The sequence below is a fragment of the Pseudomonas sp. Pse35 genome, from assembly GCF_024519715.1.
Taxonomy (GTDB): domain Bacteria; phylum Pseudomonadota; class Gammaproteobacteria; order Pseudomonadales; family Pseudomonadaceae; genus Aquipseudomonas; species Aquipseudomonas paracarnis.
Genome location: NZ_JALJRP010000003.1, coordinates 328,519 through 339,163, shown reverse-complemented (window position 1 = coordinate 339,163; position 10,645 = coordinate 328,519). Strand labels below are relative to the sequence as shown.

At 55.2% G+C, this 10,645-nt stretch carries 10 protein-coding genes and 4 tRNA genes; all 14 read left to right on the top strand.

Annotated elements, in window-relative coordinates; genetic code table 11:
- The first annotated feature begins 201 nt into the window (after positions 1 to 201).
- Positions 202 to 1,161, top strand: coding sequence for a bifunctional biotin--[acetyl-CoA-carboxylase] ligase/biotin operon repressor BirA (gene birA / locus OC445_RS03955; protein ID WP_057975596.1), 960 nt, complete (start codon positions 202 to 204; stop codon positions 1,159 to 1,161).
- Complete coding sequence (locus OC445_RS03950) at positions 1,151 to 1,900, top strand: pantothenate kinase (protein WP_198791675.1); 750 nt, start codon at positions 1,151 to 1,153, stop codon at positions 1,898 to 1,900. Before birA ends, OC445_RS03950 begins: the two co-directional genes overlap by 11 nt.
- A 7-nt stretch (positions 1,901 to 1,907) precedes the next feature.
- Positions 1,908 to 2,354, top strand: a complete 447-nt coding sequence (locus OC445_RS03945; RefSeq protein ID WP_198791676.1) for a hypothetical protein — start codon at positions 1,908 to 1,910, stop codon at positions 2,352 to 2,354.
- A 142-nt stretch (positions 2,355 to 2,496) separates the two neighbouring features.
- Positions 2,497 to 2,581 (top strand) — tRNA-Tyr (locus tag OC445_RS03940).
- 24 nt (positions 2,582 to 2,605) lie between these two features.
- Positions 2,606 to 2,679: transfer RNA gene (locus OC445_RS03935), tRNA-Gly, on the top strand.
- Between the two features lie 26 nt (positions 2,680 to 2,705).
- Positions 2,706 to 2,781, top strand: a tRNA-Thr gene (locus tag OC445_RS03930).
- Between the two features lie 143 nt (positions 2,782 to 2,924).
- Positions 2,925 to 3,000 (top strand) — tRNA-Trp (locus tag OC445_RS03925).
- A 45-nt stretch (positions 3,001 to 3,045) separates the two neighbouring features.
- Positions 3,046 to 3,414, top strand: a complete 369-nt coding sequence (gene secE, locus OC445_RS03920) for a preprotein translocase subunit SecE (protein ID WP_003194658.1) — start codon at positions 3,046 to 3,048, stop codon at positions 3,412 to 3,414.
- A gap of 9 nt (positions 3,415 to 3,423) precedes the next feature.
- Positions 3,424 to 3,957 (top strand): transcription termination/antitermination protein NusG, encoded by a 534-nt coding sequence (gene nusG, locus OC445_RS03915; RefSeq protein WP_003176436.1) that lies wholly within the window; start codon positions 3,424 to 3,426, stop codon positions 3,955 to 3,957.
- A gap of 116 nt (positions 3,958 to 4,073) precedes the next feature.
- The gene (gene rplK, locus OC445_RS03910; protein WP_003176435.1) at positions 4,074 to 4,505 is read left to right on the top strand and encodes a 50S ribosomal protein L11; all 432 of its coding nucleotides are present in this window, start codon (positions 4,074 to 4,076) and stop codon (positions 4,503 to 4,505) included.
- Positions 4,505 to 5,200, top strand: coding sequence for a 50S ribosomal protein L1 (gene rplA / locus OC445_RS03905; protein WP_003176434.1), 696 nt, complete (start codon positions 4,505 to 4,507; stop codon positions 5,198 to 5,200). The genes rplK and rplA overlap by 1 nt, the downstream gene beginning before the upstream one ends.
- A gap of 199 nt (positions 5,201 to 5,399) precedes the next feature.
- Positions 5,400 to 5,900: a 50S ribosomal protein L10 gene (gene rplJ / locus OC445_RS03900; RefSeq protein WP_003232405.1), complete on the top strand. Its 501-nt coding sequence runs from the start codon at positions 5,400 to 5,402 to the stop codon at positions 5,898 to 5,900.
- 78 nt (positions 5,901 to 5,978) lie between these two features.
- On the top strand, positions 5,979 to 6,344 hold the full coding sequence (gene rplL / locus OC445_RS03895) for a 50S ribosomal protein L7/L12 (RefSeq protein ID WP_020302454.1): 366 nt from the start codon (positions 5,979 to 5,981) through the stop codon (positions 6,342 to 6,344).
- 219 nt (positions 6,345 to 6,563) lie between these two features.
- Complete coding sequence (gene rpoB / locus OC445_RS03890; RefSeq protein WP_010206926.1) at positions 6,564 to 10,637, top strand: DNA-directed RNA polymerase subunit beta; 4,074 nt, start codon at positions 6,564 to 6,566, stop codon at positions 10,635 to 10,637.
- The last annotated feature ends 8 nt before the right edge of the window (positions 10,638 to 10,645 follow it).

Here is a 10,645-nt window from a genome sequence, read left to right as displayed (position 1 = left end):
ATGGTAGTGTGGGGTTTCCCCATGTGAGAGTAGGTCATCGTCAAGATTAAATTCCAAAACCCCAATTGCGAAAGCAGTTGGGGTTTTGTTTTGGGCGCTCGAAAATCTGGTGGGGCGTCGATCATGACTGATATCCAGCCTTTCTATGCAATGACCCTGCGCATGGCTATCATGCGTGCCTCATTCTGAGGCGATATGTGCATGCTGACGTTGTTGAAACTTCTGAAAGATGGTCGCTTTCATTCTGGAGAAGCGCTTGGTGCCGCCCTAGGCGTCAGTCGCAGTGCCGTGTGGAAGCAGCTTCAGCATCTTGAGGCAGAACTGAATCTCCCCATTCATAAGATTCGGGGGCGAGGATATAGATTGGCTGCGCCATTGATGTTTTTGAATGCGCAGGAAATTTCCCAGAGGGCGGCTTCCCTGGCTTGGCCTGTTCACATTTTCGACTCCATTGACTCCACTAATGCTGAGGCTTTACGTCTTGTCGATGCGGGCAGTGCGGCTCCTTTTATTGTGTTAGCGGAGCAGCAGACGGCTGGTAGGGGGCGACGAGGCCGCAAATGGGTCAGTCCATTTGCGCAAAACATTTACTACAGCCTTGTATTGCGTGTTGAGGGCGGCCTGCGGCAACTGGAAGGGCTGAGTCTGGTGGTGGGGCTGGCAGTCCTGCAGGCTCTGCGTGAGTCGGGCGTGGAGGGCGCAGCTTTGAAGTGGCCAAACGACGTCCTGGTTGGGCACAAGAAAATCTCAGGCATCTTGCTTGAGTTGGTGGGAGATCCCGCAGATATCTGTCACGTTGTGCTAGGGATAGGTATCAATGTGAATATGCAGAAAGCTGTAGAGGTTGATCAGCAGTGGACCTCGATGCAGCTCGAGACGGGCTCTTCTGTTGATCGCAATCACCTGGTGGCGCGACTGGGCTTGCAACTGCAAGCCTACCTGGACCGACACAAGGCTGCGGGTTTTGCTGGGCTGCAAGCAGAATGGGAGCAGCATCACGCGTGGCAAGGGAAGTGTGTGTCGCTTATCGCGGGCGTCAATCAGATTGATGGGGTTGTGCTCGGTGTGGATTGTCAGGGTGCGTTGCGTTTGGATGTCGGTGGCGTTGAGAAAATATACAGCGGTGGTGAGCTAAGCCTGAGGTTGCGTGATGATTCTTGAGCTCGACTGTGGAAATAGCTTTATCAAGTGGCGTGTTCTTGAGTCGAGTGATGCAAGTGTCCGCGCCGAAGGCATCGCAGGTTCGGATATTGCGCTGATCGACAGTTTGGTGGCTTTGCCTGGTCTATTGCTCACGCGTTGTCGGTTGGTGAGTGTTCGCGCGCTTGAGGAGACCGATAAGTTGATAGCAGCGTTGGTAGGGGCATTTGGCGTTGCTGTTTCCTGTGCCACCTCTGCTCGAGAAATGAGCGGAGTACGCAACGGCTACGAAGACTTCCAGCGCCTAGGAATGGATCGATGGCTGGCCATGCTAGGCGCGTTCAAGTTGGCGTCAGGTGCATGTCTGGTACTCGATTTTGGTACGGCGGCGACCGCAGATTTTATCGGTCCGGACGGTGAGCACCTGGGGGGGTTTATTTGCCCGGGTATGCCGCTTATGCGTAATCAACTGCGAACCCATACTCGCAAGATACGTTATGACGACGCGGCCGCTGAGCGGGCGCTGGAGCGTCTCTCTCCAGGTCGCACGACCGTAGAGGCCGTCGAGCGTGGTTGTACGCTCATGCTTAGAGGTTTCGTGCTGACTCAGCTCGAGTTGGCGCGAGGCTATTGGGGGGGGGATTTCACGGTCTTCCTCACTGGAGGCGATGCCGACCTGGTCAGGGATGCTGCGCCTCAGGCTCGGCTGGTCCCGGACCTGGTGTTTGTTGGTTTGGCGATGGCGTGTCCTTTGTCTTGAGGTGATTATGCGCTGGCTGTTTTTACTTTTACTGGTTCTCAATGTTTTTTATTACGTCTGGCATCAGCAAGAGGCGCCATTGCGGGCCAAGGATGTCACGCCCTTGAATCTCCATCGAGGAGCGCAGCAAGATATTCGCCTCTTGAGTGAGTCGGCAGATGCGGTGGCTCGGCGTGATCGAGCGAGGTCGACGGAGGCGCAGAATACCTGCTTGTACATCGGTGGTTTCTCGGATCGACGCCAGGCCTCTTCTCTTGAGCAAAGGCTCACGAGCCTGGATATAAAGGTCACGGTCCAGTTGCTGAATGCACAGAGCGCCTCGGGTTATTGGTTGCGTGTGGCCCCTGAAAGCCGTCGCCTGGCTGACGATCTGCCCTTTGAAAGCCTTGCTAATGAATTCAATGAGTTAAAACATAAAATAATGCTGTGCGAAGGCATTGCAACTCTCGAATAGTTTGCATAGAATGGCGCCCGCTTCGCAGTGAAGACCTTTAAGGGCTACAGTGCGAAGCTACCGTCAATGCAGCTAACCTCATAATTTAAATGAGAAAATGCTTGACAGAAGGTCGGCGTGATGTAAAATGCCGGCTCGCTTAGGAGGGGTTCCCGAGCGGCCAAAGGGATCAGACTGTAAATCTGACGTCTACGACTTCGAAGGTTCGAATCCTTCCCCCTCCACCATTTTTAGCGTGAGCTGCAAGCTCCGCGGGTATAGTTTAGTGGTAGAACCTCAGCCTTCCAAGCTGATGATGCGGGTTCGATTCCCGCTACCCGCTCCAAGTTTGCAGGTTGTGCAAGGTGTTTCGCTCTTGTAGCTCAGTTGGTAGAGCACACCCTTGGTAAGGGTGAGGTCAGCGGTTCAAATCCGCTCAAGAGCTCCATATGACAAGGCAGATATGAAAATATCTGCCTTTGTTTTAACAGCTGCCTCGGCTTGAATGTTGTTCGATGTTTCAGGTCTTGTGGGGTTGGTTGTTGTAAAGTCTTTTTCAGGCCTGCATAATGGTCGGCCTGATTTTGTTTTAGGTCAGTAGCTCAATTGGCAGAGCGACGGTCTCCAAAACCGTAGGTTGGGGGTTCGATTCCCTCCTGACCTGCCAGATTCACGTGGTGTGTCTGGCTTTCTTTTCACAGGATCTTCATAGATGACTCCTAAGGCTGAAGCTCAAAGCTCTCGTTTCGATCTGGTAAAGTGGCTCGCTGTAGTCGCCTTGGTGGTCGTAGGCGTTGTTGGCAATCAGTACTATTCTGCTTCGCCGATCCTGTACCGTGTACTCGCTTTGCTTGCCCTCGCTGCTGTAGCTGCCTTTGTAGGCCTGCAGACTGCCAAAGGCAAGTCCTTCGCGGTACTGGTTAAGGAAGCTCGCACCGAAATCCGTAAAGTCGTTTGGCCGACTCGCCAAGAAACCACTCAGACCACATTGATTGTCGTGGCTGTTGTTCTGGTTATGGCGTTGCTGTTGTGGGGGCTTGATTCCCTGCTCGGCTGGCTTGTTTCCTTGATTGTTGGCTAAGGGTGTCCCGTGGCTAAGCGTTGGTACGTTGTGCATGCTTACTCGGGTTACGAGAAGCATGTTATGCGCTCTTTGCTGGAGCGCGTAAAGCTGGCAGGCATGGAAGATGGCTTCGGCGAAATTCTGGTTCCCACTGAAGAAGTGGTTGAAATGCGGAATGGGCAGAAGCGCAAAAGCGAACGCAAGTTCTTCCCTGGCTACGTGCTGGTACAAATGGACATGAACGAAGGTACTTGGCACTTGGTCAAGGATACCCCTCGCGTCATGGGCTTCATTGGCGGTACTGCCGACAAGCCTGCTCCGATCACCGACAAAGAGGCGGAAGCAATTCTGCGTCGTGTTGCTGACGGTAGCGACAAGCCCAAGCCGAAGACATTGTTCGAGCCGGGTGAGGTTGTTCGCGTTACAGACGGTCCGTTCGCTGATTTTAACGGTACGGTCGAAGAAGTTAACTACGAAAAGAGCCGGATCCAAGTGGCAGTGCTCATTTTCGGTCGCTCTACCCCGGTAGAGTTGGAGTTCAGCCAGGTCGAAAAGGTCTAGCAGGACAAGCATCCCAACCCCGCAGCCTAGGCTGTGGGGTTTTGTCGTCACTGGGATAAACGCGCAAGTAACCGGGGAGCCTTTCGAGGCGTTTGAACCCGTAATTGGAGTGCCTCATGGCCAAGAAGATTACCGCTTACATCAAGCTGCAAGTGAAGGCCGCTCAGGCCAACCCTAGCCCACCCGTCGGTCCAGCTCTGGGTCAGCACGGCGTGAACATCATGGAATTCTGCAAGGCCTTCAACGCCCGTACTCAGGGTCTTGAGCCAGGTCTGCCGACTCCAGTGATCATCACTGTATACAGCGACCGTAGCTTCACCTTCGAAACCAAGTCGACCCCGGCTTCGGTTTTGCTGAAGAAAGCTGCCGGTCTGACCAGCGGTTCCGCTCGTCCTAACACCGTTAAGGTTGGCACTGTAACCCGTGCTCAGCTGGAAGAAATCGCGAAAACCAAAAACGCGGATCTGACTGCAGCTGATATGGATGCAGCCGTGCGTACCATCGCCGGTTCTGCTCGTAGCATGGGCCTTAACGTGGAGGGTGTGTAATGGCTAAGCTGACCAAGCGCCAAAAGGCTATCGCCGGCAAAATCGAAGCGGGCAAGTCCTACAACTTCGTAGACGCTGCTGCCCTGCTGACCGAGCTGTCGACTGTCAAGTTCAGCGAGTCTGTTGACGTTGCTGTGAACCTGGGCGTTGACCCACGTAAATCCGACCAGGTCGTTCGTAGCGCTACTGTGCTGCCACACGGTACTGGCAAGACTGTACGTGTTGCCGTCTTCACCCAAGGCCCAGCTGCTGAAGCTGCTCTGGCCGCTGGTGCTGATCGCGTTGGCATGGATGACCTGGCTGCCGAAATGAAAGGCGGCGACCTGAACTATGACGTCGTAATTGCTTCCCCGGATGCAATGCGCGTTGTAGGTCAGTTGGGTCAGATCCTCGGTCCACGTGGCCTGATGCCTAACCCTAAAGTCGGCACCGTAACTCCAGACGTAGCTACCGCGGTTAAAAACGCCAAGGCTGGTCAGGTTCGTTATCGCACCGACAAAAACGGCATCATTCACACCTCCGTTGGCAAAGTCGGCTTCGATGCCGTCAAGCTGAAGGAAAACGTTGAAGCCCTGATCGCTGATCTGAAGCGTATCAAGCCTGCTTCCTCGAAAGGTATCTACGTCAAGCGCGTTACCCTGAGCACCACTATGGGCCCAGGTCTGGTCATCGACCAAGGCTCGCTGGACGTATAAGACATAAATTGGCGCGAGCAATTGCGCCAATTGAAAGATTGGGGTCCCTGCCTGGCGGGGGCTATCCAAGACCGTAGGCGACGCAAGTCTTAAACCAACAAGCCTACGCAGATGGTGCTCCCGGTTCCTTACCGAATCAGACACCAAAACGACATCAGGCCTAGGCCAGATGAAACGGTAACAAGCAGGAGTTAAACCCGTGGCAATTAATCTCGAAGACAAGAAGGCCATCGTCGCTGAAGTCAACGAGGCTGCCAAAGCTGCTCTGTCCGCTGTCGTGGCTGATGCCCGTGGTGTGACAGTAGGCGCTATGACCGGACTCCGTAAAGAGGCTCGTGAAGCTGGCGTATACGTACGTGTTGTACGTAACACCCTGCTCAAGCGCGCCGTTGCTGACACTGAATACAGTGTTCTCAACGACGTGTTCACTGGCCCGACTCTGATCGCGTTCTCTAAAGATCATCCAGGCGCTGCTGCCCGTTTGTTCAAGGAATTCGCCAAGAGTCAGGATAAGTTCGAGATCAAGGCAGCTGCGTTCGAGGGCAAGTTCCTCGCAGCTAACCAAATCGACGTACTGGCAACACTGCCGACCCGCGACGAAGCCATTTCGCAGCTGATGAGCGTGATTCAAGGCGCTACCAGCAAGCTGGCTCGTACTCTGGCTGCAGTTCGCGAGCAAAAAGAAGCTGCCGCAGCCTAAGGCTGAGCAACCTCTCTCGCGTATTTTTGTTTATTTCGATGGCCGCGTAGGCCGTCCCCCAATTCAGGAAATACAGCAATGTCTATCTCCCAAGACGATATCCTCAACGCCGTAGCTGAAATGTCGGTTCTGCAGGTTGTTGAGCTGATCAAAGCTTTCGAAGAAAAATTCGGCGTTTCCGCTGCTGCTGCTTCCGCCGGTCCAGCTGCTGCTGCTGCCGTTGTTGAAGAGCAAACCGAATTCAACGTCATGCTGACCGAAGCTGGCGAGAAGAAAGTAAACGTGATCAAGGCAGTACGTGAACTGACCGGTCTGGGCCTGAAAGAAGCCAAGGCTGTAGTTGACGGCGCTCCTGCCATGGTTCTGGAAGCTGTTACTAAAGACGCAGCTGACAAAGCCAAAGCTACTCTGGAAGAAGCAGGCGCTAAAGTCGAGCTGAAGTAAGCATCGACCTTGCGTCTCCAGCCCAAGCGTTAAGCTGAAGGCTGATGGCTGGTGGCTCTTGCCACCGGCCTTTTTCCGTTCTTGGCTGTCGACTCGGTCGCCGCCATTAACGCGCTGTAGCCACCCGAAGCGGTGGTGCAAACCATGGGGTTTGCAAGATTTTCTGGCTGCTCCCGTCGGAGGGGCCAAACAAGCAGGTGACCAAGCTGGGGAACGCTGATGGCTTACTCATATACTGAGAAAAAACGTATCCGCAAGGACTTTAGCAAGTTGCCGGACGTCATGGATGTCCCGTACCTTCTGGCTATCCAGCTGGATTCGTATCGTGAATTCTTGCAGGCGGGAGCGACCAAAGATCAGTTCCGCGACGTGGGCCTGCATGCGGCCTTCAAATCCGTTTTCCCGATCATCAGCTACTCCGGCAATGCTGCGCTGGAGTACGTCGGTTATCGCCTGGGCGAACCGGCATTTGATGTCAAAGAATGCGTGTTACGTGGCGTTACGTACGCCGTACCTTTGCGGGTAAAAGTCCGTTTGATCATTTTCGACAAAGAATCGTCGAACAAAGCGATCAAGGACATCAAAGAGCAAGAAGTCTACATGGGCGAAATCCCATTGATGACCGAGAACGGTACCTTCGTAATCAACGGTACCGAGCGTGTAATCGTTTCCCAGCTGCACCGTTCCCCGGGCGTGTTCTTCGACCACGACCGCGGCAAGACGCACAGCTCCGGCAAACTCCTGTACTCCGCGCGGATCATTCCGTACCGCGGTTCGTGGTTGGACTTCGAGTTCGACCCGAAAGACTGCGTGTTCGTACGTATCGACCGTCGTCGCAAGCTGCCGGCCTCGGTACTGCTGCGCGCACTCGGCTATACCACTGAGCAAGTGCTGGACGCTTTTTATACCACCAACGTATTCAGCCTGAAGGATGAAACCCTCAAGCTGGAGCTGATCGCTTCGCGTCTGCGTGGTGAAATTGCCGTCCTGGACATCCAGGATGAAAAAGGCAAGGTCATCGTTGAGGCTGGCCGTCGTATCACTGCGCGCCACATCAACCAGATCGAAAAAGCCGGTATCAAAGAGCTGGAAGTGCCTCTGGACTACGTTCTGGGTCGCACTACCGCCAAGGTCATCGTTCACCCGGCTACAGGCGAAATCCTGGCTGAGTGCAACACCGAGCTGAACACCGAGATCCTGGCCAAAATCGCCAAGGCCCAGGTTGTTCGCATCGAGACCCTGTACACCAACGATATCGACTGCGGTCCGTTCATCTCCGACACACTGAAGATCGACTCCACCAGCAACCAATTGGAAGCGCTGGTCGAAATCTATCGCATGATGCGTCCTGGTGAGCCGCCAACCAAAGACGCTGCCGAAACCCTGTTCAACAACCTGTTCTTCAGCCCTGAGCGTTATGACCTGTCTGCGGTCGGCCGGATGAAGTTCAACCGTCGTATCGGTCGTACCGAGATCGAAGGTTCGGGCGTGCTGTGCAAGGAAGACATCGTCGCGGTATTGAAGACTTTGGTCGACATCCGTAACGGCAAAGGCATCGTCGATGACATCGACCACCTGGGTAACCGTCGTGTTCGCTGCGTAGGCGAAATGGCCGAGAACCAGTTCCGCGTTGGCCTGGTGCGTGTTGAGCGTGCGGTCAAAGAGCGTCTGTCGATGGCTGAAAGCGAAGGCCTGATGCCGCAAGACCTGATCAACGCCAAGCCAGTGGCTGCGGCGGTGAAAGAGTTCTTCGGTTCCAGCCAGCTTTCGCAGTTCATGGACCAGAACAACCCGCTCTCCGAGATCACCCACAAGCGCCGTGTTTCTGCACTGGGCCCGGGCGGTCTGACCCGTGAGCGTGCTGGCTTTGAAGTCCGTGACGTACACCCGACGCATTACGGTCGTGTATGCCCGATCGAAACGCCGGAAGGTCCGAACATCGGTCTGATCAACTCCCTGGCTGCCTATGCGCGCACCAACCAGTACGGCTTCCTCGAAAGCCCATACCGTGTGGTGAAAGACGCCCTGGTCACCGACGAGATCGTATTCCTGTCCGCCATCGAAGAAGCTGATCACGTGATCGCTCAGGCTTCGGCCACGATGAACGACAAGAAAGTCCTGGTCGACGAGCTGGTAGCTGTTCGTCACTTGAACGAGTTCACCGTCAAGGCGCCGGAAGACGTCACCTTGATGGACGTTTCTCCGAAGCAGGTAGTTTCGGTTGCAGCGTCGCTGATCCCGTTCCTGGAACACGATGACGCCAACCGTGCGTTGATGGGTTCCAACATGCAGCGTCAAGCTGTACCGACCCTGCGTGCTGACAAGCCGCTGGTAGGTACCGGCATGGAGCGCAACGTAGCACGTGACTCCGGCGTTTGCGTCGTGGCTCGTCGTGGCGGCGTGATCGACTCCGTTGATGCCAGCCGTATCGTGGTTCGTGTTGCCGATGACGAAGTAGAAACTGGCGAAGCCGGTGTCGACATCTACAACCTGACCAAATACACCCGCTCGAACCAGAACACCTGCATCAACCAGCGTCCGCTGGTGAGCAAGGGTGATCGCGTTCAGCGTAGCGACATCATGGCCGACGGCCCGTCCACCGACATGGGTGAACTGGCTCTGGGTCAGAACATGCGCATCGCGTTCATGGCATGGAACGGCTTCAACTTCGAAGACTCCATCTGCCTGTCCGAGCGTGTTGTTCAAGAAGACCGCTTCACCACGATCCACATCCAGGAACTGACCTGTGTGGCGCGTGATACCAAGCTTGGGCCTGAGGAAATCACTGCAGACATCCCGAACGTGGGTGAAGCTGCACTGAACAAGCTGGACGAAGCCGGTATCGTTTATGTAGGTGCTGAAGTTGGCGCTGGCGACATCCTGGTCGGTAAGGTCACTCCGAAAGGCGAGACCCAACTGACGCCTGAAGAGAAGCTGCTGCGTGCCATCTTCGGTGAAAAAGCCAGCGACGTTAAAGACACCTCCCTGCGTGTACCTACCGGTACCAAGGGTACGGTCATCGACGTACAGGTCTTCACCCGTGACGGCGTTGAGCGTGATGCTCGTGCACTGTCCATCGAGAAGACTCAGCTCGACGAGATCCGCAAGGACCTGAACGAAGAGTTCCGTATCGTTGAAGGCGCGACCTTCGAACGTCTGCGTTCCGCTCTGGTAGGCCACAAGGCTGAAGGCGGCGCAGGCCTGAAGAAAGGTCAGGACATCACCGACGAAATCCTCGACGGTCTTGAGCACGGGCAGTGGTTCAAACTGCGCATGGCTGAAGATGCTCTGAACGAGCAGCTCGAGAAGGCCCAGGCCTATATCGTTGATCGCCGCCGTCTGCTGGACGACAAGTTCGAAGACAAGAAGCGCAAACTGCAGCAGGGCGATGACCTGGCTCCAGGCGTGCTGAAAATCGTCAAGGTTTACCTGGCAATCCGTCGCCGCATCCAACCGGGCGACAAGATGGCCGGTCGTCACGGTAACAAGGGTGTGGTCTCTGTGATCATGCCGGTTGAAGACATGCCGCACGATGCCAATGGCACCCCGGTCGACGTCGTCCTCAACCCGTTGGGCGTACCTTCGCGTATGAACGTTGGTCAGATCCTTGAAACCCACCTGGGCCTCGCGGCCAAAGGTCTGGGCGAGAAGATCAACCGCATGATCGAAGAGCAGCGCAAAGTCGCAGACCTGCGTAAGTTCCTGCACGAGATCTACAACGAGATCGGCGGTCGCAACGAAGAGCTGGACACCTTCTCCGACCAGGAAATCCTGGATCTGGCGAAGAACCTGCGCGGCGGCGTTCCAATGGCTACCCCGGTGTTCGACGGTGCCAAGGAAAGCGAAATCAAGGCCATGCTGAAACTGGCAGACCTGCCAGAAAGCGGCCAGATGCAGCTGTTCGACGGCCGTACCGGCAACAAGTTCGAGCGCCCGGTTACTGTTGGCTACATGTACATGCTGAAGCTGAACCACTTGGTAGACGACAAGATGCACGCTCGTTCTACCGGTTCGTACAGCCTGGTTACCCAGCAGCCGCTGGGTGGTAAGGCTCAGTTCGGTGGTCAGCGTTTCGGGGAGATGGAGGTCTGGGCACTGGAAGCATACGGTGCTGCATACACTCTGCAAGAAATGCTCACAGTGAAGTCGGACGATGTGAACGGTCGTACCAAGATGTACAAAAACATCGTGGACGGCGATCACCGTATGGAGCCGGGCATGCCCGAGTCCTTCAACGTGTTGATCAAAGAAATTCGTTCCCTCGGCATCGATATCGATCTGGAAACCGAATAACACGTGAC